The organism is Leptospira bouyouniensis, assembly GCF_004769525.1.
GTDB classification, from domain to species: domain Bacteria; phylum Spirochaetota; class Leptospiria; order Leptospirales; family Leptospiraceae; genus Leptospira_A; species Leptospira_A bouyouniensis.
In genome coordinates this window covers 155,390-178,262 of the sequence record NZ_RQFT01000011.1, presented here as the reverse complement: position 1 = coordinate 178,262, position 22,873 = coordinate 155,390, and the positions used below count along the sequence as shown (strand labels likewise).

Annotated in this window: 21 protein-coding genes; 2 read left to right on the top strand and 19 right to left on the bottom strand. The window is 37.1% G+C overall.

The window, feature by feature from the left end:
* Positions 1 to 2: 2 nt before the first annotated feature.
* The 8 genes from rpoN to rfaE1 form a co-directional block, all read right to left on the bottom strand.
* The gene (rpoN, locus tag EHQ43_RS12495) at positions 3 to 1,424 is read right to left on the bottom strand and encodes an RNA polymerase factor sigma-54 (RefSeq protein WP_135741945.1); all 1,422 of its coding nucleotides are present in this window, start codon (positions 1,422 to 1,424) and stop codon (positions 3 to 5) included.
* Positions 1,425 to 2,132, bottom strand: a complete 708-nt coding sequence (gene lptB, locus EHQ43_RS12490) for an LPS export ABC transporter ATP-binding protein (RefSeq protein WP_135742477.1) — start codon at positions 2,130 to 2,132, stop codon at positions 1,425 to 1,427.
* 49 nt (positions 2,133 to 2,181) lie between these two features.
* The gene (locus tag EHQ43_RS12485; protein ID WP_135771371.1) at positions 2,182 to 3,519 is read right to left on the bottom strand and encodes an LptA/OstA family protein; all 1,338 of its coding nucleotides are present in this window, start codon (positions 3,517 to 3,519) and stop codon (positions 2,182 to 2,184) included.
* Complete coding sequence (gene lptC / locus EHQ43_RS12480) at positions 3,516 to 4,061, bottom strand: LPS export ABC transporter periplasmic protein LptC (protein ID WP_135754102.1); 546 nt, start codon at positions 4,059 to 4,061, stop codon at positions 3,516 to 3,518. Before lptC ends, EHQ43_RS12485 begins: the two co-directional genes overlap by 4 nt.
* 11 nt (positions 4,062 to 4,072) lie before the next feature.
* Entirely contained in the window at positions 4,073 to 4,918 is an 846-nt protein-coding gene (gene kdsA, locus EHQ43_RS12475; RefSeq protein WP_135754101.1) for a 3-deoxy-8-phosphooctulonate synthase, read from the bottom strand.
* Between the two features lies 1 nt (position 4,919).
* Positions 4,920 to 6,542, bottom strand: a complete 1,623-nt coding sequence (locus tag EHQ43_RS12470) for a CTP synthase (protein ID WP_135741941.1) — start codon at positions 6,540 to 6,542, stop codon at positions 4,920 to 4,922.
* A gap of 63 nt (positions 6,543 to 6,605) precedes the next feature.
* Positions 6,606 to 7,094, bottom strand: coding sequence for a D-glycero-beta-D-manno-heptose 1-phosphate adenylyltransferase (gene rfaE2 / locus EHQ43_RS12465; protein WP_135741940.1), 489 nt, complete (start codon positions 7,092 to 7,094; stop codon positions 6,606 to 6,608).
* Between the two features lie 5 nt (positions 7,095 to 7,099).
* Entirely contained in the window at positions 7,100 to 8,113 is a 1,014-nt protein-coding gene (rfaE1, locus tag EHQ43_RS12460; protein ID WP_135771370.1) for a D-glycero-beta-D-manno-heptose-7-phosphate kinase, read from the bottom strand.
* 111 nt (positions 8,114 to 8,224) lie between these two features.
* On the opposite strand from rfaE1, the gene EHQ43_RS12455 reads away from it, so the two are divergent.
* Positions 8,225 to 8,776: an LON peptidase substrate-binding domain-containing protein gene (locus tag EHQ43_RS12455; RefSeq protein WP_244242823.1), complete on the top strand. Its 552-nt coding sequence runs from the start codon at positions 8,225 to 8,227 to the stop codon at positions 8,774 to 8,776.
* A gap of 1 nt (position 8,777) precedes the next feature.
* Here the strand turns inward: EHQ43_RS12455 and EHQ43_RS12450 are convergent, their stop codons facing one another.
* From EHQ43_RS12450 to EHQ43_RS12440, 3 genes are all read right to left on the bottom strand, one after another.
* Complete coding sequence (locus tag EHQ43_RS12450; RefSeq protein ID WP_135754098.1) at positions 8,778 to 9,431, bottom strand: LIC11631 family protein; 654 nt, start codon at positions 9,429 to 9,431, stop codon at positions 8,778 to 8,780.
* A gap of 87 nt (positions 9,432 to 9,518) precedes the next feature.
* Positions 9,519 to 11,453, bottom strand: coding sequence for an AMP-dependent synthetase/ligase (locus EHQ43_RS12445; protein ID WP_135741936.1), 1,935 nt, complete (start codon positions 11,451 to 11,453; stop codon positions 9,519 to 9,521).
* Positions 11,454 to 11,588: 135 nt separating this feature from the next.
* Entirely contained in the window at positions 11,589 to 12,122 is a 534-nt protein-coding gene (locus EHQ43_RS12440) for a TlpA family protein disulfide reductase (RefSeq protein WP_135754097.1), read from the bottom strand.
* Between EHQ43_RS12440 and EHQ43_RS12435 the strand changes: the two genes are divergently transcribed.
* Entirely contained in the window at positions 12,113 to 12,508 is a 396-nt protein-coding gene (locus tag EHQ43_RS12435; RefSeq protein WP_244242790.1) for a hypothetical protein, read from the top strand. The two genes, EHQ43_RS12440 and EHQ43_RS12435, sit on opposite strands and share 10 nt — an antisense overlap.
* Here the strand turns inward: EHQ43_RS12435 and EHQ43_RS12430 are convergent.
* From EHQ43_RS12430 to recN, 8 genes are all read right to left on the bottom strand, one after another.
* A complete protein-coding gene (locus EHQ43_RS12430; protein ID WP_135754096.1) occupies positions 12,491 to 13,630 on the bottom strand; it encodes a glycosyltransferase family 4 protein in 1,140 nt (379 codons plus the stop codon). The two genes, EHQ43_RS12435 and EHQ43_RS12430, sit on opposite strands and share 18 nt — an antisense overlap.
* Positions 13,624 to 14,493, bottom strand: a complete 870-nt coding sequence (locus EHQ43_RS12425) for a 3'(2'),5'-bisphosphate nucleotidase CysQ (protein WP_135741933.1) — start codon at positions 14,491 to 14,493, stop codon at positions 13,624 to 13,626. The genes EHQ43_RS12430 and EHQ43_RS12425 overlap by 7 nt, the downstream gene beginning before the upstream one ends.
* Positions 14,494 to 14,514: 21 nt before the next feature.
* Complete coding sequence (locus EHQ43_RS12420) at positions 14,515 to 14,943, bottom strand: LIC11625 family surface-exposed protein (RefSeq protein ID WP_135771368.1); 429 nt, start codon at positions 14,941 to 14,943, stop codon at positions 14,515 to 14,517.
* An 18-nt stretch (positions 14,944 to 14,961) separates the two neighbouring features.
* Entirely contained in the window at positions 14,962 to 17,145 is a 2,184-nt protein-coding gene (locus EHQ43_RS12415) for an ATP-dependent helicase (protein ID WP_135771367.1), read from the bottom strand.
* Positions 17,146 to 20,022: a BamA/OMP85 family outer membrane protein gene (locus tag EHQ43_RS12410; protein WP_135741930.1), complete on the bottom strand. Its 2,877-nt coding sequence runs from the start codon at positions 20,020 to 20,022 to the stop codon at positions 17,146 to 17,148.
* 3 nt (positions 20,023 to 20,025) lie between these two features.
* Positions 20,026 to 20,457 (bottom strand): ExbD/TolR family protein, encoded by a 432-nt coding sequence (locus EHQ43_RS12405; RefSeq protein WP_135741929.1) that lies wholly within the window; start codon positions 20,455 to 20,457, stop codon positions 20,026 to 20,028.
* Between the two features lie 10 nt (positions 20,458 to 20,467).
* Positions 20,468 to 21,082 carry a MotA/TolQ/ExbB proton channel family protein gene (locus tag EHQ43_RS12400; protein ID WP_135741928.1) on the bottom strand — a complete coding sequence of 205 codons (615 nt, stop codon included), beginning with the start codon at positions 21,080 to 21,082 and terminating at the stop codon, positions 20,468 to 20,470.
* A gap of 75 nt (positions 21,083 to 21,157) precedes the next feature.
* Positions 21,158 to 22,867: a DNA repair protein RecN gene (recN, locus tag EHQ43_RS12395; protein WP_135741927.1), complete on the bottom strand. Its 1,710-nt coding sequence runs from the start codon at positions 22,865 to 22,867 to the stop codon at positions 21,158 to 21,160.
* Between the last annotated feature and the right edge of the window lie 6 nt (positions 22,868 to 22,873).

The window sequence follows — 22,873 nt, the reverse complement described above, 5'->3', positions numbered from 1 at the left end:
GTTTACCCCTTGAGCGAACTAATACGTTTTCTTTCGTTGGAAGGAAGGATTCTTAAAACCTTTCGGTATTTTGCTACGGTTCTACGTGCAATTTCAATACCTTTTTTTTCCATCAGTTCGACTATATCTTGGTCAGACAATGGATTGTTTTCATCTTCTTCTTTCACTAGATTCCGAATGATTTCATGAATTTTTTTGGAACTTTCTTTTCCACCTTCAGCTGATTTAACACCTGAAGAAAAAAACCATTTTAGCTCAAAAATACCCCAGGTTGTTTGTATGTATTTATTGGTTGTAATGCGCGAAATTGTAGATTCATGTAAACCAAGTTTCTCTGCGACTTCTTTTAACGTGAGTGGTTTGATAAATCCAATCCCACCACGAAAAAAATCGACTTGAAAGTCTATGATACAACTGACAACTCTTTGTAAGGTTTGTCTACGTTGTTGGATAGACCGAATGAGCCACTGGGCTGAACTATATTTAGTTTGGAAATATTCCTTTTCTTTTGGTGGAAGTTTTTGACTCAGGAGCTCTTTGTATTCTTCTTGGATAGTAAGTTTAGGTAACCATTCATCGTTTATAAATATATTAAATTCGTTACCTACTTCTTTTACGACAACATCAGCAACTACATAATCAATTTTACGACCTTGGTAAGTTGTAGCTGGATAAGGTTCTAATTTTTTGATCAATCTTGCTAAACTTAAAATCTCTTCTTCTGTAATTTTTAAATTTTTTGCGATTTTTTTATAATCTACTTTTTCTAAATCCGATAAAAATTCACCAATCAATTGGTGGAGTAGTATATTGTCTGGGAATAAAATCTTACCCTGAATGAGCAGGGTCTCTTGCATATCCTTTGCACCAATCCCAATCGGATCAAGCTCATTGATCACTTGTAAAACTCTACGGACTTTTAACTCAGGGTATCCCATTTCTTTAGAGACAATGGACAAATCATCAGTGATAAAACCCTTTTCATCAATCATACTAATCAATACTTCACCAATTTCAAATTCTAACTTAGTAAGTTTGATGAGACGAAGCTGATTTAAAAGGTGTTCTTCTAATGTTTCCCCTCTTGTTGATGACTCAATATATTTTTGGTTTCTATCACTTGCCTCTGAATCATAAGAACGTGGGCCTTCTAATGAATAACTATCTTGCCAATTTACATCTGTACTCTTTTCATGATTCAGTTTTTCCAATCGTTTCACTTCATCGATAGAAAAGAGTTCAGGCATTTTTGTTTTTTCATCAACTCCCAACTCATCTAAAAGAGGATTTTCAAGTAATTCGTTTTGGATTTTATCTGAGAGTTCTAAAGTAGATAATGATAAAAGTTCAATAGACTGACGTAGGTCCTGGGTCATCACCAGTTTTTGTGTTTGGCGTTGTGAAAGTGATGCCCCAAGTTTCATTTAGAGTTTAAAATCCTCACCTAAATAAATTCGTCGTGTTTCCGGATCATTGATCAAATCATCGGCACTGCCTGAAATCAAAATCCTTCCACTATACATAATATAGGCTCGATCTGTAATTTTAAGTGTTTCCCTAACATTGTGGTCTGTGATTAGAATTCCGAGCCCTCTTTCTTTTAATGATTGAATCACATTTTGGATATCCTTTACAGCGATTGGGTCAACACCTGCAAATGGTTCATCTAACAAAATAAAATCAGGATTTGTAACCAATGCCCTTGCAATTTCACAACGTCTTCGTTCGCCACCAGAAAGAGTGTATCCTTTTTGGTTTGCAACTCGCATAATTTGTAATTCCATTAGAAGTTCATCTCGCCTACGAATGATTTCATCACCAGGTAAATTCATCGTTTCAAGAATCGCTTCCAAGTTTTCTGCAACTGTCAATTTTCGAAAGATACTTGCTTCTTGTGCAAGATAACCAACTCCCATCCTAGCTCGAATGTGCATGGGAGCTTTTGTCAAATCTTCATTATCAATGAAAACATGACCTTCATCAGGGGTCACAAAACCGACGCTCATATAAAAACTAGTAGTTTTTCCTGCCCCATTGGGACCAAGTAAACCAACAATTTCACCCTTTTTGATGTAAAAGCTGACTCCATCTACAACCTTACGTTTGTTATAGATTTTAACTAAATTTTCCATCCTAAATGTTTTTACATTCGGATCTAATTCCTTCTTTCTAACAGGAAGTTTACTTTTTTTCACCATTCGGGATTACCTTCAATCCATCTGTTAATAAGGCTTTATCCGATTTTGGATACAATATGATTTTCCCAGCAGAAACCTTAGTTGTGTTTCGTACAAGAGTCGGATTACCTTCCAAAACAAGTTCGTCTTTTTTTTCATAATATGTGGCAAACTCACCAGTTGCTTTTGTTGATTGTGTTTCCACTTGCACATCACCACGAGCCACTGTTTCATTACGTTCATCAAACCTTTCAATGAATACTGAAGTTAATTGCCCTCTTTCCGTAAGATCTTTTTTGTTTAAGAATATAATCTTCGGATTTTCTGTTAAATAAGAGTAACCCCTTTCTTTGTCATAAAAAAGAAGTCCACCTTCCATTCGGTAACCATTTTCTTTATCCAAATAACTAACATTTCCGGTAGCTTTAATTTCTTTATTCCCTTTTCGGCTTTCTAAAAGTTCTGCCTTAAATTCCGAATTTTTGCGATACATATACGCATCACCATTCATAGACGTGACAGTTTCTTTTCCTTTGTTCAAATGAGTTAACGTTTTACCGGAAAATAATGTCAAAACACGTTCTTTAGTCACCGTGTCCTTTTCTTTGTCTTTTTTATTTTCGTAACTCACTTGGTAAATCGTTGCATCACCATCTAACTGGATACTGCCTTCCTTTACAAAATAAGAGAGAGTTTGCCCTATGAGAAATCGATTTTCTGAGAATAAAAATGGTTCCCCTTTTAAATCAATGCGATCATCTTTTTCAGTGAACACAGCATCTTCTCCAAACACTTGGAATTCTTCAGATGTTACAACAACCTTCCCTGCTAAGGTTGTTTTCGCCTCTTCTAAATTCCGAACGATAGATTGGCATTTGATGCGTACAATTTTGGCTTCTTTTTTTTGTGTGAGAACAGGTTTGTTTTCTAAACTTACTGTTCCTGCCATCTTATCATAAATCCCTTTTGTTGCAGTAAGAGTGACGCCGTTCTGAAAATCTTCTACCACCACCTGGCCTTTTAGATTTCCAAGAAGAGCTTCTTCTCCAATGATCTCAATTTCTCTAGCACTGAGTTTGATGGACTTATGCATAATATAGGCTCCACCACCTAAGATGAAAATTTTCATCGGAAAACCATTCACGATTCGTTCTTCTTGTGTCAGACTACTTCCACCCCAAATGATTGGGATTTTGTCTTTTTTTCCTTTTTTATCTTCTATTGGAAATGATGGATCATCTTTTTTAAAAAAATCCTCAGAACCATATAAGATTGGAATTGGAGAAGCAAAAACATTTACGAAAAAAAGGATAAATAAGAATCCAAAAAAGAAAACCTTCATTGTTTTTCCTTTAATGGGTTGGAACCACCAACAGTGATGGCCTTTGGTTGGATGATTGTAAATTTATTTAAACTTTTGTCAGCTCGTAAACCTTTTCCTCGGATGGTAGTTCCATCCGAATACACAAGAACATCTGCTTCAGAAAAAAGAGTTTTTTCATCTAAATTATAGGTAAGCGATTCTGATTCTATAAATTTGCCATCATTCGTTTTTAATCGAACTTTCCCATCCAGTATCACCGTTTTGGTTTGGTGATTAATCTCTCCACGATTTCCCGTCATCATGGAGGTTATTTTTCCTTTTTCAAATTGGTTAAATTCAAATCCGTAGACAATGGTTTTGTTTTCTTTCGGGAAAATATAGGATTCAGTTCCTTTTAATTTCCATTCCAATTCACCAGATTCTTTGTATGAAGCTCTGCTGAAATTTCTCATGGAAACCATTGATCCCGATTCCTTTTCTACTTCAATCCGAAGGTATTCCTTGTCTTTACAAGCGGTAAAAACCAAAAGTAAACACAATGTCCAAACCTTCAGATCCATATTCGCTTTTTTTAATCCTCTAAAAATTTCGTTTTTACCAAACGATCTAACTCTAAAAGTTGAGTGAGTAATGTTTTTGCTTTGGCCAAAGGAAACTGCGTGGTTGCATCAGATAATGCTTTTTCTGGATCTGGGTGAACTTCCATAAATAATCCTTCTACTCCAACAGAAACTGCTCCACGCATCATATGTGGGATAAACTCCCGCAAACCACCTGTTATGTTACCTGCAGCACCGGGGAGTTGGGCAGAATGTGTTCCATCAAATACGATGGGGATCCCGTGTTTATGCATCATGGGTATCCCACGTAAATCAAATACCAAATTTCCATAACCGAAACTTGCACCACGTTCCGTTACCATATACTTTTCTGAGCCGGATTCTTGGATTTTTGTTTTGATATGTCTTGTGTCATCCGGAGCCATAAATTGGCCTTTTTTGACATTCACCCATTTTCCCGTTTCTGCAGCTTTTGCAATCAAATCGGTTTGGCGGCTTAGGAAGGCAGGGATTTGAAAAATATCAACAGTATCTTTTAATGGATCCACTTGGATCGTTTCATGGATGTCTGTGAGCACTGGGACATTGTATTTGTTTTTAATAAAATCAAGTAACTTTCTCCCTTCTTCTAAACCAGGGCCTCGATATGAATTAATCGAGGATCGATTTGCTTTATCGAATGATGATTTAAAGATATATACGATTCCTAATTCATCGCAGATGTTTTTCATTTCACCACAAACTCTGTCGAGTAGATCTTTGTTTTCCATCACACAAGGCCCGGAGATGAGAAAAAAAGGATTACGACCTCCGATTTTTTTTCCAAAAAACTCTCTTTCTTCTATCAAATCGTACATATTAATCCTCTGATTTTTTTGCTAATTTCGATGCAGCTTTGATAAAACCTGCAAAGAGTGGATGTGGATCTGTTGGTTTGGATTGAAATTCAGGATGGAATTGAACACCAACAAACCATGGATGGTTTGGTATTTCGACTATTTCCGCCAAACTTCCGTCTGGTGAGAATCCAGTTAAATTCATTCCTTTTTTCTCAAAATCATCTTTATAACGAAGTGTGAACTCAAAACGGTGACGATGCCTTTCAGAAATTCGATCAGATTTGTATTCAGAATGGGCAAGGCTTCCTTTTTTTATAATACAAGGATAAGCACCGAGCCGCATGGTTCCACCCATTCTTTCGATTTCTTTTTGTTCCTCGATCATTGAAATCACAGGGTATTGTACATTTGGTTTGAATTCAGTGGAATTGGCATCTTTAAATCCTAATACATTCCTTGCAAATTCAATGACCGCACACTGCATCCCTAAACAAATTCCAAAAAATGGAATATTTTTTGTTCGTGCATATTGGATGGCAGCAATTTTTCCTTCAATACCACGTTCTCCAAACCCACCAGGAACTATGACACCATGTACACCTTTTAAATGTTCTTTGATATTTTTTGAATCAATGTCTTCTGGATTAATTTTAACAACATTCACTTCGACATCATTTGATATACCACCATGCGCTAAAGATTCATAAACTGAACGATAAGCATCTTGAAGTGAAATATACTTTCCAACTAACGCAATTTTTACGGTCTTCTTTGTATTTCTGATTTTTTTGACCATATTTTCCCATTGGGAAAAATTGAGTTTTCGTAAATCCATTCCTAAAGCATTCAAAACCACTTCATCTAACTTATCTTCTCTATACATAAGTGGGATTTCATAAATTGATGTTGTGATGTCTACAGCCGAAATTACATTCTGTTCTTTTACATTGCAAAATAGAGAAATTTTATTTTTCATCTCTTTTGACATTGGTTTATTAATCCTACAAATCAAAACATCTGGTTGGATACCAAGTGCGAGTAACTCTTTGACCGAATGTTGAGTAGGTTTGGTTTTTGCTTCCCCTGCAGCAGTGATTGTTGGAACAAGCGTTAAATGTAAAAACAAAACTTGATTACTTCCGTGCTCATAACGCATTTGTCTAATTGCTTCCAAAAATGGAATAGACTCGATGTCTCCAACAGTTCCACCAATTTCCACAATCACAAAATCCGTTTCTAAATCACGAGTTAGGTTATAAATTCGATTTCGTATTTCGTTTGTAATATGGGGGACTACTTGTACGGTTCTTCCTAAGTAATCCCCTTTCCGTTCACGTTCAATGACTGCGTGGTAAATTTGACCTGTGGATACGGAATTTTTTCTTGAAAACTTTGATTTAGTAAACCTTTCATAATACCCTAAATCCAAATCAGTTTCCGCACCATCTTCCGTGACATACACTTCCCCATGTTGGTAGGGACTCATTGTGCCTGGGTCAATGTTGATATAAGGATCCATTTTTTGTAAAGAGACGGTATAACCTCTTGCTTCGAGTAAACAACCGAGAGCGGCAACAGTAACCCCTTTCCCTAAAGAAGAAGAAACACCACCGGTAATGAATATATATCTGGTCTTGGACAAACTGGACCTCAAAAAAGAATGTTTTTTACAGACTGTTGGGATTTGGGTCCAAAATCAATACGTTTAGGAGGGCGATTTCGCTTTTTCTAAAATCTTGGTTGTGGATTTTCCCGAAACGAAAGGCAAAATTTGAATATCCGCTCCCATCTCTTTTAAAATTTGGTATTCTGGAAGGGTTTCCACTTGGTAATCTCCACCTTTGGAATGGATAGAAGGTTTTACTTTTTTTAAAATTTCGAGTGGAGTGTCTTCCGTAAAATTGGAAACAAAATTCACAGATGACAAGGCTGCAAGAACCAACATCCTATCTTCACAAGAATTGATGGGCCTAGACTCACCTTTTAACCGCCTAACACTTTCATCGGAATTAACACCAATCCAAAGAAGGTCTCCTAAATCACGGGCTTGTGCTAGGTAACTCACATGGCCTGGATGAAGGATGTCAAAACAACCATTGGTAAACACTATTTTTTTCCCTTCTAACGATTTCCTTTTGGATTCAATGGAGTCAAAAGGAATGATTTTATCTTGTATGTCTTTAAAAAAACTCATCAAATTCATTCCTCCAGATATCCAAGTGAACGTAACCCTTCTTCAATTTCTGTCTGTGTGACAGTGGCAGCTCCCAATTTTCCTACAACAATCCCTGCACTCACGTTTGAAACTAACGCCGCTTCTTTAATGCTCATTCCACTTGCAACGAACGCAGTATAGGTGGTAATGACCGTATCACCAGCTCCTGTCACATCAAACACTTCTTTAGCAACTGTTGGGATATGATAAAATGAATTGGATTTACGCTCGTAAATTGACATACCTTTTTCCCCTCTTGTGATCATCATAGCATCAGGTGTTAATTTTTCTGAGATTTCCCGGCAAGCCGATTCAATTTCAGAATCGCTCACAAGTTTTTTCCCCAATGCTTTCCCTGCTTCATGGTGATTTGGAGTCATAATATGGATATTTTGGTATAGGAAAAAATGACTCACTTGCGGGTCTACTGTCACAATTTTATTTTCTGCATTACAGAGAGAGATGACAGATTGAATTAAGGATGGAGTCAAATAACCTTTATCATAATCTGATAAGATTATCGCTGAACATTCTTTGATTTTTACTTTTAACTGAGATAAAATATCTGCTTCTTCTTCTTTAGTGAGAGGAACGATCTCTTCTCTGTCAACACGGCAGACTTGTTGATGAGAGGCAATGATTCTTGTTTTTAAAATGGTTGGTAGTGTTTTAGACTTGAGTAAAACCAAATCTTGTTTTGCCACTGAATTCGAGAGTAAAATGGTTTCTAAATTTTCACCAGCCTTATCATAACCGATGCGACCAAATACAATCCCTTTCACCCCTAATGACGAAAGGTTTTGTACAACATTACCCGATCCACCTAAAGTTTGTTTTTCGTTCCTAACCCAAACGACAGGAACTGGTGCTTCGGGCGAAATTCTTTCTACCGATCCAATTAGATACTCATCCAAAATCAAATCCCCAACCACGAGAACTTTGATTTGAGAAAGTTTTGCAAAAGTTTGGTGTAGTAACGAATTTTTGATTTTAAACAAAGCCGAATCCTTGAATTGGTTTACAACTAAACATGGAATCTAAAACCTTTCTCTGTGTCAACCTTCCCCTTACCACTCTTTCCTCTACCTGATGTATTTCTATTCCCAGGTATGTTTTTGCCCTTACATATTTTTGAACCTAGGTATAGAATGTTGCTCGATTTTTGTATGGAAAATGGAGGAGAAATGGGAATGGCTCCTTATCCAAAAGGTTATATCGGAAGAGGATTACCACCCATCCCTGAAGTTGTTGGGTTTGGTCATGTCATCCAAAAAGAATCGTTTCCCGATGGAAGGTCGAATATCATCTTAGAAGGTCTTGGTACCGCGGAAATAATCAACCTCACCTCTACAGAACCTTTTTATATTGCCCAAGTATCCAAAAGAGAACATGAACGAAATAAAAATGTCTCACCGGAACTGAAAGAAAAAATCGAAGAACTTCTTATTCTCACCAAACGAATCTTACTTGCTGAGGGAGCAGAAGAAGATCTAATTTTAAAAATGAATCAAATTTTGGTTCATCCTTTCCCAGTTGATTTTATCGCTTCTTTAATCTATTTCGATTTTAAAACCAAACAAAGTATATTAGAAACTACCCATTTGGAGACAAAAGCGGAGCTACTCAAGCAAGTGTTACTTGGTCTAAATCTTGGTGAATGACCTATTTGTTTTTTAACTCTGCAACTAAAAATAAAAATGAAGGAAATTCTGTAGGATTTTCTCTATAAAATACACGTGGATTTGTTTCTTTTGCATTTAAATAGAGGTAACTAGAGTTTTCCTTTCGAATGTATGCCCTATCTAGATAATGATTCGTTTGGGAGTATAACAAAAAATCTTTCATCAAATCACTGATCGCAACTTCACCTTCACTTTGTTTGTTTGTCGCGACAAAAAAAAGAGATGTTGAAACTCCATCTTTTTTCTCCCAGTGGAATTCATTTTTCCAATGCCCTTTTTTCCCAAAACTAACATGAAGTTCTTCGTTCTCACTGACCAAATTTGGAATGAAATCTAATGTTTCAAAAGGGACTTGTTTTCCAAAAAAATTTTCTTTTGCCAAGTAACTCCGCCACTGTTTAGAAAGACCCCTGACTTGGATTTTTGGCAAATCCAAATGTTCTCTGATAAAACCTCGTAACGTTAAAAAACCGAGAAATCCCAATTGGACATTGGAAATGGATTGGAAATCCCAAACTTCCTCTTCTTTAAAAGGAGATAAAAACAAGGAATCCATGGCATAAAAATCTTGGTGTTGGTAAGGGTAAAATACACCCGCATGGGAAGAAACTAAGGATCCATCTAAACGATTCACATAAAAAGTATCGACGGACTTTGTAAAAGAGAAGAGTAATTTCCGCCCCAAGGATTGAGGCGGAAATCTTAGAAATTGAAACTTGGACTAGTCGCCAGCGTAGAGGGCTGTGATTTTGTCTTTGTATTTTTCAGTGATCAAGTGGCGTTTCATTTTGAAAAGATTAGTCAATTCATCACCAACTTCAAAAGATTTTGTGATGAGGATGAATGGAGTCACTTGCTCAAACGATTTGAATCCAGTTTTTGTATTATTTAAGGCCTTGATTTCCTTTTTGTAGAAATCTAGAACCTTTGGATTTTCGATGAGCTTTTGTTTGTCCGTTTCATTGATTCCATTTTCTTTTGCCCAAGCAGAAAGTTGGTCAAAATCTGGCACCACAATGGCTCCCAAATTCTTTTGGTCTTGGCCAATCACCATACATTGCGCAATGAACGGAGACTCAGTGAGTTTGTCTTCAATCGGTACTGGTTCCACGTTTTCTCCGCCGAGGAGAACAACTGTATCTTTTGCACGGCCTGTAATCGTCAGGGTCTTTTTGAAATTGAACATTCCAATATCCCCAGTATCCATCCAACCATCTTTCAGAACTTTTGCAGTTGTTTCTGGGTTTTTATAATAACCTTTCATCACTTGTGGACCACGGATGTGGATGACACCCCGTTGGCCATATTTTCCTGATACGAGATTCTGGTTTGCATCTACATGTGTGAGAACTTTTCCCAAATCGTCCCGAATTTGAACGGAAGTTTCTGGAGTGATGACACCCACAGAACCTTGCACAAGTTTTTTGAAAGTGCGAACAGAAATAACAGGTGAAGTTTCTGTCATCCCATACCCTTCGAGGACATTGATTCCAATGTCATTGAAGAATGCATCTACGTGCCTTTGTAAAGCACCACCACCAGAAACCGATGCTTTAAGTTCTCCACCAGTGGCTTCACGAATTTTGGAAAGTACCACTAAATCGAGAAGGAAATAGGGAACAGCCAAAACAATTGCAACCGTAAGATAATAGATCCCTTTAAAAAGAGACACAATCGGATTTCTTCCGACATAATCAACTTGGTTTCCTTTCAAAAACCTTGTAGCAGCATTAAAGTGTTTTGAGAAAAAATAAGCCAAATTAAAAAGACCTCTACGAATAGCAGGCGTTTGTTTTGGATCATTAATTCTTGTATAAATTCCATTATAGATACTCTCCCAAAGTCTAGGCGCTGATGCCATAAACGTTGGTTTCGCTTTTTTCATATCATCGCGGAGATCACGAACATTGGTGTAATACGTGGCACAACCTGCCGCAATCGCTAGGTATTCAAACACCCTTTCGAATACGTGCCAAACAGGTAGAATAGACAACATACGTTCGTCAGCTTTGATATCAATCATACTCCCAAGAATGGCAGTGGTTTGGTGGATCATGTTACTGTGTTTTAACATTACCCCTTTTGGCATCCCTGTCGTACCTGAAGTGTAAATGATCGTAAAAAGATCATCAGGAAGAATGGCTTTCATTCTCTCTTCCGCTTTTTTTGATCCTTTTGCTCTCAGCTCTTTTCCCTTTTCAATCAGGTCATACAGTTTCAAAACACCAGTAGCAGTGGATTTTTTATCCATCACGATCAGTGTTTTTGCAAATTCCAATTGAGAGCGATTTTTTTGGAATTTTTCGAGCATTTTGTCATTCTCTAGGAAAACAACTTTCGCTTCACAATGGTTGAGAATATAAACAATTTCTGAATCTGTAATATCTGTTCCACGCGGAACATCAGCCGCTCCTGCCATAAGGATTCCATAATCGGAAACAATCCATTCCAATCGGTTATCAGCAAGCAAGGCTACATTTTCTTTCGCACTCACACCTAAATCGATAAGCGCTTCTGCTAAGTTTATACCAAGATCATACACTTCTTTGAATGTAACTGGTTTATAGGACTTTGATTCGTCTTTGCTAACGAATGCGGGACGGTTCCCAAATTTTTCAGCACTCTGCTGGAACAGTTCGGGCAAATTGACTGGCATGATTCTGACTCCTTTCTGAAAAGAAAACGGTAAAAGGTATCTTTAAGGGACTTTTTTAACGAACATGAGTCAAGACATTTTCAATCTTGTCATCGAAATCAATAGAAATCCAAATTCTTGTTTCGCATTGCACAATTATGGCAATTCCGACGATGCCCAAACATGTGACCGAATCAAAAGCCCTGTTAGGTCTTCTTTTTCCAATCCGTACTGTCTGTATACAATTTTGCCATGGCGATCAAAAACAAGGACACAAGGGATTCCTTCTACATGATAAAAATCAGTCATTTTCCAGTCTTTATCAAGTAAGGTGGGGTAACTCATTTTCAACCGAGTCATGTCTTCTTTGATTTTTTCAATTGGTTCTGAAGTATCAGTGTTGATTCCTCGAAAAACGAAATCAGTCTCGGAAACAGATTTTTTCCATTCGTTAATTGTAGGAACTGCTTTCGCACAGGGCTCACACCATGTAGCCCAAAAATCGAGAACGATCACCTTACCTTTCCATTCCGTTAAACTCTCTCTACCCCCCATCATTGTTGGAAGAGGATCCTGATAAAAATCATCTTTTCCTACCTCTGGTTTACAAAAAAAGAGAGAAAGGAAAACAAGAAGATAAATTCTGGAAGATATCAGTCGGATTAACAAAGTATTTCTGTTTGGATTCATTAATTTATAACTACTTTTCCAATTTAGACGAATGGAATGATTACGTAAAGGGAAACTGGAAAGGACAAGGAATTTCTATGATCCCTTCCACTTCGGAACCTTATGAGTCTGGAGATGGAACATCTGTTACTTGGAAGTTTCACCCAAATCAAATCAAATCTGTCTTTTATAGAAAAAAAATCAAATATATATTGGATTGGTCGGTGGATCCAAACATCCTATGTGATAAAATCAAACTAATCGCAAATTCTCACGACTGGGAATGTGAAATCCAAGCAATGACGTCAGATCGATTTCATTTACATGTTGTTCCCAAGTCAGACAAAACAAAAATTTTGTTTTCTGGAGTTGTGACAAAAAAGAAAGGATTACTCTCCTTCTTCTAATACTTGTTTGAATACTGCTTCTGTGATTTTTGCAGCATTTTCCCACCGAAAATCCTCGATAGATATTTCCACTGGTTTGGGATTTTGAAAGAATTCATCAATACTTTCAGCCCAAAGTTTTGTATCTTCTTTTGTTTTGATAGGTAAATAGGTAACTCCGTCTTTTCCTATTTCATGAAATGTAGGAATGTCAGAAACAATACAGGGAATTTTATGGAATAGAGCTTCTACCATCGGAATTCCAAACCCTTCATATTGGCTCGCAAAAACAAATAGACCAGCTCGTTTGTAAACATGTTGCAGTTCGGAATCAGAAACAGAATCTAAAATAAATATGTCTTTATAAAGTGTCCTTTCTTGGATGAGCTCCTCAATAAATTCGGGAGATTCCCAACCAATTTTTCCAACAATCACCCAAGGTCTGTAGTGATGTGGATTTATTTTTCTGTATTCACGATAGACATTCAGTAAAAATGGATAATTTTTCCTCGGTTCAATTGTTGAAACTGATAATAGGTAACCCGTACCCAAATCCTTGACACGGTTTGTGATGGGAGTATCTAAAAGTTTTGTCATCTCAATTGGATTCACACCTGGGTAGGCAACATCGGTTTTGTGAATTGGATACCCAAATTTTTTACACATATCATCACTCGTTTGTTTTGAAATAGACAGTATAAAACTAGACCGCCATACAGAATATCGTTGGAACAATCGTTGTTGGATTTTTGCAATCCAACGCATTGTATTCGGATATAAATACAAAACCAAATCACAATATGTAAGTACTGCTTTTAATTCTCTCGGTAAAAAAGGTGGTAAAACTTGTTGAGATCCCCAAAACAAATCCAAACGATGTGTTAATAAATATAATGGAATGTACAGATTATAATACAATCCACCTTTCCATTTTAAAAAACCCCCACCTCTAACCCAATGTACATTTGATAATTCCATAACAGACTTATGATCAGGATGTATAGGCAAATGTGAAAAAAGGAAAAACTCATATTTATCTTGGTTCGGAAACGCTTTTAATGTTTCCGCAATGAGGCGACCCACTCCAGATACACGTGTGGAAAGTGGCCTTGCATCTAAACCAATTTTATATGTTTTTACCATCGTTCTTTTACCTTCAATGAAAGTTGGTGAAAATCAATTTTGGATTCAAGGTACTCCACTGCCTTTTTTTTACCTGCGACTAATCCAAAGGATAAAGTTGTTTTTTGGTTAAAGGAATAAGGTTTATCTTTTAATGGAAAATAGGTGAAATTTTCTTCATCAAGTAATGCGATTCCACCACAAATATCCCATTCATTTTTAGGTTTTAACGATACAATCAAATCAATAAATCCTGCAGAAAGTAATCCTAATTTATAGGCAATACTTCCCATAGAACGAATTTCAAAAGCCTCGTTCCAGAATGGATCATTAAAAAGCCCTTCTTTCATTTCAGAAAACGAAACAAGAAGAATTGGTTTTTTTTTGAGCTCTATCTCATCTTGTAATGGGTGTAATATGGAACTACTTTCAACGACTAATGTTCTGAAATTTTCCTCCGTCGCAAAGGGGGTTTGCAGTTTTGCGAAAAAACAATGTTTCCCTTTCGAAAAAAATTCACCCGTCGCTGGATTAAAAATTATACCCCAAATCGCTTCTCCATTCCGAACAAGTCCGAGGCTTAAAGCAAATTGATCATTTTTTTTAACAAATTCACGGGTGCCATCAATTGGATCCAAAATCCAAACCCACTCTTTGTCCAATCTTGATGATGAATCGAGTTTTTCCTCGGACAAAAAACCATGTCCGGGAAATCGATTCGAAATTTTATCTAATAAAAATTCACTAGCAAATAAATCTGCTTCAGTGACTGGATCATTCCCACCTTTATCACGGATTTGAAAATCGGATTTATAAATCTTTAAGATGGAATCTCCTACTGATAGAACCCACCGCCATACTTCATGAAAATCTTGTTCTTCCATTCCGTCCTTTTATAGGAATTGTTAATTCTTTTTTTCTTCTTTATGTGCGTTAGATCCCAAATCCAATCCTTCTGGTTTTTCTAAAACAATTTCTTCCGAAGGTGAAGTAACATAAGTTTCTGGATCCACTGGAAATAGATATTGAAAGTAATAATTTTTATATTTAACGTAAAATGTATTTGTGCCCTCTCGTCGTTCTGATTGGAGGTCTTGGAATTTTAATTCCTTTAATTCCTTCTTTGGATTGGCAAATCGTTTCGACAAAGTACTTCGAACAGAACTTACCATATTTGATTCAAAGTTTTTTTTCTTTTGTTCTTCAGTAAGTTTTGGGTTCCGCAGATGGTCTTCAAGCTTTGAGAACTCTTCCGCCAAACCAGAGTTTTGTTGCGAATATAAAAAAGTAACACAGCAACAGATTAAAAAAATGAACTTAAAAAATGAACTCATAACCTTACCCCTAATTCCTCATGATATTATCTCTAACGGTGTATATGCCAATAAGAATTTTTTATCCAAATGAGAACCAAAACGTACTTCTACCTTTCGATTGTCACCAGATCCTGAAATACTTAGAATGCGGCCTTCTCCATACACTTTATGTCTAACTTTTGTGCCAACTTGAAATTCACCATCTCCTGACTTTGCTTGTACTGATTCAAACTTCTCTTCTGATTTTTGAAATCGTTCAGCTCGAGGAGTGGCATCCGGTCTTCGGACCCCATATCGATTCTCTGTAAATTCCCCTTCTAAATTTTCCTTAGGTAACTCTTCTAAAAATTGGGAGGGAAGCCTGGCATCAACTTCTCCAAATTTACGAGTAAAACGAGAATAACTAATTTCTAAATTTTTTCTTGCTCGAGTGATGGCAACATATGCCAATCTACGTTCTTCTTCTAATCCATCAAAAGAATCAATGGACAAAAAATGTGGGAACGTTCCCTCTTCCATTCCTGCCATAAATACATGATGGAATTCAAGTCCTTTTGCGTTATGAACAGTCATTAGGATAACATAATCAGGAAGGTCCTTCGTATTATCTTCGCTTGTAATCAGTGAAATACTACTTAAATATTCCTCTAAACTTGCTTCAGGATTGGATTCTTCAAACTCTTTCAATGCATTCACAAATTCATTTAAATTTGAAAGCCGAGAAAATGAATCTTCAGTCCCTTCGTTTTCTAAAAATTCGCGATAACCAGAATGTTCTAATACATCATAAGCAATCTCTGAAGGAGTTTTTTTTCCCAAATCTTCCATCGCTGATTCGAACATCCGGTATAATGAAGATAATTTTTGAATCGTACCTTTTTTAATTTCAGGAATTTGTTTTCCTAAACATTCAAATAAAGAGACACCTTCTTTCACCGAATAAGACAATAGTCGATTAACTGTTGTATCACCAATTCCTCTTGGAGGTGAATTGATGATACGTAATAAGGATGTGGAATCTACTGGATTTACCACTACTGACAAATATGCAATTAAATCCTTAACCTCTTTTCGATCAAAAAATCGAAACCCTCCAAATATTTTATAAGGAATTGCTCGTTTCCTAAGTGCCTCTTCAAAATATCTAGATTGAGAATTCGTACGATAAAAAATTGCGAAATTGGAATACTTTTGCCCTTTTCTCGCACCAGCTTGTATTTTCTGAACAATACCTTCTGCCTCTTCCATTTCATTTTGATAAGAGGTCATTTTGATTTTATCACCCATCGGATTTTCAGTTCTCAAGGTTTTGCTCGTACGGTTTTTGTTATGCGAAATTAAAGCCGCTGCCGAATCAATGATAGTTTTTGTGGAACGATAGTTTTCTTCTAATTTAACAACTATCGCCTCGGGGTAATCTTTTTTAAAGTTAAGAATATTGGATATGTCAGCACCACGCCACGAGTAAATCGATTGGTCATCATCTCCTACAACACATAAATTTTTATGATAAGACGAAAGTGATTGTACTAAATGATATTGGATTTTGTTCGTATCTTGGTATTCATCTACCATGATGTATTTCCATAACCTTTGGTATTTCTCCAAAATGACTGGAAAATCTCGAAACAATATAACAGTTTTTAGAATTAAATCTCCAAAGTCCAAGGCATTCCTTAGGTTTTTTCGTTTTTCATATTCTAAAAAGACAGACGCGATTGATTTTGTATACGCATCGTCGGCTTTTTTTTTGGCAAATTCTTCTGCCGTTAAAAATGAATCCTTTGCTTGAGAAAACTGATTAGCGAGACTGGAAGGTCGAAACTCTTTTGTATCCATTTCCTTTGACTTAAGAATTTCTTTAATGAGTGATTCTTGCATATCACTATCATAAACTGTGAAATTACTACCAAGTCCTAAAACTTTTCCTTCTCGCCGTAAAAGATACAAACACAAGGAGTGAAAAGTACGAACAAAGGGTTCATACGAACCAGATGGCAAAAGGCTGCGACAACGGGATCGCATCTCTTCTGCTGCTTTATTTGTAAATGTGACGGCTAAAATTTGATTTGGATATACGTTATGATTCAGAATGAGATTGGCAATTCTGTAAGTAATGACTCTTGTTTTTCCAGAGCCTGCTCCAGCTAAAATTAGTAAGGGACCATCAACAGATTCAACAGCTAGTTTTTGTTCCGAATTTAGACCAACTAACTCCACTTAGAATCGCATATCCCCAATACCAAAAACAAACTGAAAACTATTATTATCAGGATATAAACCAAAAGGTCTGTCTTCCACACCCGTATATCGAATCCTTTGGGCAAAGTACAATCGAAGTGGTAAAACAGGAATTTGAATCCGTAAACCAAAACCCCATGAAAACCGAAAGTTTGACATGGAAAGGTTTTTACTCGATAAAACTAAGTTTCCTGGATCATTGACAACCAAAGGAGAATCAGGAATTTTTTTACCGAATGAATTATAATTTTCGAATAAGTAGGTTTCGATTGGTTCTGAATACCTTTGCGAAGCCACTAAACTATCATAATTTTTGAAGAATTCTTTTCTTTCTCCAACAGCACGATTGATTTGTTCATACATTGACCCTGCATCAAAAAAGATAACAAACCACAACAAAGAAGGTTCGATTGGAAATCGTAATTCTGAAGTAAATAAAACCCTACTTGCAGCTCCATCTTTCCATTCGTCTGGATAGTACTTATCATCAAAAAACCATCCGCGGAGAGATTCATAACCTCCAAGGAACAAACGATCTTGTACTTGGATATAGGGAATTCGTTCTTTATCTTGGTTTCTATATTTAGGAGTTCTCTCAAAGGTAAAAACTGATGAAGTTCGAAATTGTTGGACAACTCTCCACCTACGGAGTGCGTTTTTACGAATCAATCCAAAGAATGTATAATCAAACCAAGTATGGTAGTATTCTAAGATTGGACTAAATTGGTCAAAATGACTTTCTCCGCCAAGAAACTGTCCAACGTTATCGACTGAAAAAATTAAGTTAAAACCTTGTGTTGAATTAAATATGTTATCACGGCTATCATAGGCAATACCGTTTGTTAGCTGAGACCTAAATTGCCAACCACGATCCACCTCCGCAAGTACCTGGTCTGACACAAGAGATGTAGGTCTCGTTGATGCAAAAAACGAAGGTGAATAACGATGAAAATGTGTCCAGTTGATGAGAAATCGATGCCCAATACCAGCACTCACACCAACCCCTGACCTTTCATAGGAAGCTACTTCCTTGATCCCCTGGTTATTATTTTCTGTAATCGAAGTGGCACCGACAAATAAAGTTCGAGAAGAATAAAATGCAGATAGTGTTAAAGACCAAGGTTTGTCCAAAAACCAAGGTTCTGTCCAAGAAATTTGAAGGTATCTTCGGATGGGACCAAACTCTACCCTTCCTGTAATCTGTTGGCCAGTTCCATTTAAATTGTTTTCACCTAACTGAGTAAAGATAGAAAATCCAGTAATTGTTCCGTAACCACCACCCATAGAAACAGTACCTGTTGGCTGTTCCACTAGTTCAATGATCAAATTCATTTTTGTCTCATCAGAACCAGGTCTCATATTAAAGTTAACTTCTTTGAAATAACCTAAGTTAAAAATCCTTTCTCTGGAACGATTGACAAGTGACGAATTGAATAAATCACCAGGTTTGAATAAAAGTTCACGGCGGATAACTCGGTCTTGTGTTTTTTTATTTCCTTTAATGATAATATTTTCAATGAAAGCTAAGTTATTTTCACGAATGGTAAAATCAACATGAATGAATTTTTTACCACGTAACTTCGGTTCTTCTTCGTAAATTTTCCGAAGTCTTGCAATATTCAATCGATTGTATTCTTCATTACAATCAGCAACTGCATCAGCACCACCTCGTTTATCACAATTTTCATATCTGGATATTGATGCATCACTCAATTCGACAACCTTTCTTCGAGGAATTACCTGTGCAAAAAGGTAACCTTTTGCCGAATATGCTTCGTTAATCGAGGCCCTATCTTTTTGGAATTTTGTCTCATCAAAAACTTCACCCACGTCAACAGGTGCAAATTCATATTGGTCTTCTAAAAATTTAACAGGATAAACCGGAGCCCATTCTTCTTTCGGCGTACCAATTGGATTATTTTCTTTGTTTAGAAATTGTGGCATCCCATTGGGAGCGATGGTCAAATCATGATTGGTAGTATATCCATTATAGAAATATTGTTCCCCTTCAATGATCTTAAAGTTTACAATGACGACACGTTTGTCTTTTTTCTTAGGATTTTCCCAACGGATTTCCCAATTAGTACCTTCATTACTAATCTCAGCATCTACATAACCACGGGATTTCAAATACGCTGCGATTTTTTGTTTGTCTGATTCAAAAGCAGATTCCTTAAAAACTCCCGATTCAATGATACCACTTTCTTTCAAATCCATGATACCTTGGATATCATAAGTATCAATTTCATTGTTTCCGAAGATATTGATCTTACTAACAGGGATCTCTTCTCCTTCATCAATGATAAACTTCACCTTAACCGTATTTGTTTCTGGGTTTACTGGTTCCGTTTCAAATCTTACGTAAGCGAGAAAAAATCCTTCATCCCGATATTTTTTCAAAATCACTTCTTTGGAAAGAGTTACTTTTTTGGGTGTGATTACTTCATTTTCTTTTAGTGGTATTTTATCTCTAAGGTCAGAAGGAAAAACTTCATCAGCACCTATAAAATCGATATCTTTTACTCTTGGCCGCTCTTTTACGATGACTAAGATTTTTACACCATCGCCATCCGCTTCCCCCTGGATGTCGATGTGATAAAAAAAACCAGATACAAAGAGTGCCCTCATATCGGCATTGAGTAAACCTTGAGACAATTGAACACCTGGACGCATATCCATTAAATCCAAGATATCGTCCGATGAAGTATTTATATTCCCTTTAAACTCTATCTTTGTGATAACTTTATCGATATAAACAGAACGATTTGACCATAAAGAAACCCACTCTGCTGAGAACAAAAATAGCAAAGAGAGAAAAAATAAGCTGAAGAGTTTTAAGTTTTTACGAGCGTTCAAAAATTACTTTGATGTGCCTTTTACCATAGCTAAATTAAAGCGACTAACACCTGCTGCATTCACTGCATCAATCACCTTAACTACAACTTGGTAAGATGCACCACCATCCCCGCGAATGATAACTTTGTTTTTTTTGGGATCTCTTTCCTTTTCAGGACCCAAAAATCCATTAATTTTTTCGGTGAGACCTTCTAATGCAACAGGTTCCGAATTTTGATCTAAATAAATTTTTCCTTGTTTATCGACAGTAATCACCAATTCATCTTTTTGTTTTTCTTTTGCGACACTTGAAGATCTAGGTAGTTCCACTTTTAATGCTGTATTTTTTTCCAATGTAGCATTCATCAAAAAATAGATTACAATAAAGGAAATCACATCGATCAGTGGAGCAAGTTCGATGGTATTGAATGACTTTGTTGCTTTGCGAAATTTCATTTTTTGATTATTATTTATTCAAATGAGGGAGTACAAGATCCGTTACGTTTTCCATTTCCGTAATTTTTTCTTCCTTCATTCGAGAGAATATATTATAAAAAATATAAGCGGGGATTGCAATGGCAAGACCCATCGCTGTCGTAATGAGCGCTTCGGAAATACCAACTTCTGCACCTTGAGTTCCAGCACCCTCAGCAAACGAACGTACAATTCCAATCACCGTTCCAAGTACACCGAGTAACGGAGCAATCGTTGCAATCGTACCAAGACCCGTCAGGTAACGCTCCATGAGAAAAATTTGGCGGAATCCTTCCTGACGTATGTCGTCTTCCCAAAATGAAACACCTCGTCGTTTGAGATCAAAAGCCATCCGAAGAAGCACTGCCGCAGGGGATTGAACCTCTTGACTTAGCACATCCCTTGCATCATCCCACTTCCCTTCACGGGCAAGTTCTCGGACTCTCCGAAAATGGTCTTGAGGGATACTTTTTAATCTCCAATAGTATACAAGGCGTTCCACAATGATGGTAAAACCAACGATGGACACAAGTATGATAAGGATCGGTATGGTTTGCGGTGGAACCGATGAAATGATTGAATCTGATTTGGCGAAAGGAAAAGACATGAATGAGACCCCATTGGAGGATTACGAATAGAGTTTTCAGTCTTACCTTTTTCGCCAAATACTATTTTTAAAGGACTAACCAGCTTTTTTCATCAAGAGATCAGTAGCCGCCTTTAGGACTGCCGAAGTGACTTGTTTTCCACCGATCATTCGAGCTAGCTCTCTTTTTCTCTCTTCAAAGTCCAAAATAGAGGCTTCGGAGACGGTGCGACCACCTTCTTGTCGTTTTTCGATCTTAATTTGATGGTCCCCTGAAGCCGCGACTTGTTGGGTATGGGTGATTAGGAGGATTTGAGAATTTCGTGCTAATTTTTTAAGCTTGGTAGCCATTGCCTCAGCTGCCTCACCACCAAGACCTGTATCCACCTCATCAAGCACTAACATCTGAGGGGATGGCGCCTGTTTGCCAAGGACGCTCCGAAGGGCAAGCATCACACGAGATAATTCCCCACCCGAGGCTACTTTTCGCAATGGCCTTGGTTTTTCTCCTGGATTGGCGCTAAAATAGAATTCAATCTGATCGAGTCCTGATTCTGAAAGGAAATAGGACTTTGAGCCTTCTTCCACTTCCCCTTCTGGATTCTCCTCCCAACGAAGGACCACTTGGAGTTTTCCTCCCTCGAGTCCCAAATCAAACATTTCCCGTTGTACTTCTTCCTCAAATTGGGAAATGGCATTCCTTCTGAGTTTGGAAAGTTGGAAACCTAATTCTTTTAGTTCGGAAAGGCATTGGTCTTTTTTGATTCTAAGGAAATCTTCATCTCCTGCTTGTTCTTTCCAACGTTCCAGTTCCGATTTTTTTTCATCGAGAAGTTGATTGATTTCGCTTATACTCACATTGTATTTTTTCTTCAATTTTTTAAGGTCTTGCAACCTTGCTTGCACCATATCGAGTCTCTCTGGGCTAAAAAAAAGTTCTTCTTCTTCCTCTCGGATCACTGACTTTAAGGATTTGAGTCTGTCATAAACATCTTCCCATTCCTCTAACATTTCTCTCTTTTCAGGGATAAGGATGGTTACTTTTTGGATGGCATGGATGAGACTTGGGAATACTTTTAAAATCGAATTTTCCTTTTCAGAAAGTTCTTCTAACACCAAACGATAGTTTTCCGCAAGTTTTTCACCGTTGGCAAGTAAACTCTCCTCCGAACTCAAACTTTCTTCTTCACCTTCCTTAGGTGAAATGGCTTCGATTTCTTCCACTTCGTATTCCAAAATTTCTTTTCGTTTCAACATCGTTTTCCTTGTTTCTTCGAAATCCGATAGTTTCTGTTTCCAATGTCTGTACTGTTGCAGTGATGACTTAAATTTGAACTTCAAAGACTCTAAATTCCCAAATCGATCGAGAAATTCCAATTGGTTGGATTTTTCGAGCAGGAAGAGTTGTTCGTTTTGGCAATGGATCTCGGCCATTGTTTTTCCGAGTTCCCTTAAATGGGTCGTGGAAGCAAGGCTCTCGCCAATTTTGACCCTTGCCTTTCCATCTTTCATCAGTTCTTTTGTGATGAGGATTTCGTCACCAGTATAACGAAACCCTTGTTCCATCAAATAGTCTTTGGCTAAGTTTTGACCCGAAAGAGAAAGCACTGCTTGTAAGGAATAACGATCTTTCCCTTGCCTGATGTTAGCAGTGGAACAACGACCACCAAAAAGTGAAGCCAATGCATCGAAAATTAATGATTTTCCAGCACCAGATTCTCCAGTGAAGACAGTGAGACCATCCGAAAGGGATAGTTCCAAAGATTCAAAAAGGGCAAAATCCTTAATTTTCAAATGTGTAATCATATAGAC

Coding starts and splice junctions, on each gene's coding strand:
- EHQ43_RS12440 (WP_135754097.1), bottom strand. CDS start 12,122: ATGAATCCAAACAGAAATACTTTGTTAATCCGACTGATATCTTCCAGA.
- rfaE2 (WP_135741940.1), bottom strand. CDS start 7,094: ATGAGTTTTTTTAAAGACATACAAGATAAAATCATTCCTTTTGACTCC.
- EHQ43_RS12485 (WP_135771371.1), bottom strand. CDS start 3,519: ATGAAGGTTTTCTTTTTTGGATTCTTATTTATCCTTTTTTTCGTAAAT.
- kdsA (WP_135754101.1), bottom strand. CDS start 4,918: ATGTACGATTTGATAGAAGAAAGAGAGTTTTTTGGAAAAAAAATCGGA.
- lptB (WP_135742477.1), bottom strand. CDS start 2,132: ATGGAAAATTTAGTTAAAATCTATAACAAACGTAAGGTTGTAGATGGA.
- recN (WP_135741927.1), bottom strand. CDS start 22,867: ATGATTACACATTTGAAAATTAAGGATTTTGCCCTTTTTGAATCTTTG.
- EHQ43_RS12400 (WP_135741928.1), bottom strand. CDS start 21,082: ATGTCTTTTCCTTTCGCCAAATCAGATTCAATCATTTCATCGGTTCCA.
- EHQ43_RS12455 (WP_244242823.1), top strand. CDS start 8,225: ATGTTTTTGCCCTTACATATTTTTGAACCTAGGTATAGAATGTTGCTC.
- EHQ43_RS12405 (WP_135741929.1), bottom strand. CDS start 20,457: ATGAAATTTCGCAAAGCAACAAAGTCATTCAATACCATCGAACTTGCT.
- lptC (WP_135754102.1), bottom strand. CDS start 4,061: ATGGATCTGAAGGTTTGGACATTGTGTTTACTTTTGGTTTTTACCGCT.
- rpoN (WP_135741945.1), bottom strand. CDS start 1,424: ATGAAACTTGGGGCATCACTTTCACAACGCCAAACACAAAAACTGGTG.
- EHQ43_RS12425 (WP_135741933.1), bottom strand. CDS start 14,493: ATGGAAGAACAAGATTTTCATGAAGTATGGCGGTGGGTTCTATCAGTA.
- EHQ43_RS12420 (WP_135771368.1), bottom strand. CDS start 14,943: ATGAGTTCATTTTTTAAGTTCATTTTTTTAATCTGTTGCTGTGTTACT.
- EHQ43_RS12445 (WP_135741936.1), bottom strand. CDS start 11,453: ATGCCAGTCAATTTGCCCGAACTGTTCCAGCAGAGTGCTGAAAAATTT.
- EHQ43_RS12430 (WP_135754096.1), bottom strand. CDS start 13,630: ATGGTAAAAACATATAAAATTGGTTTAGATGCAAGGCCACTTTCCACA.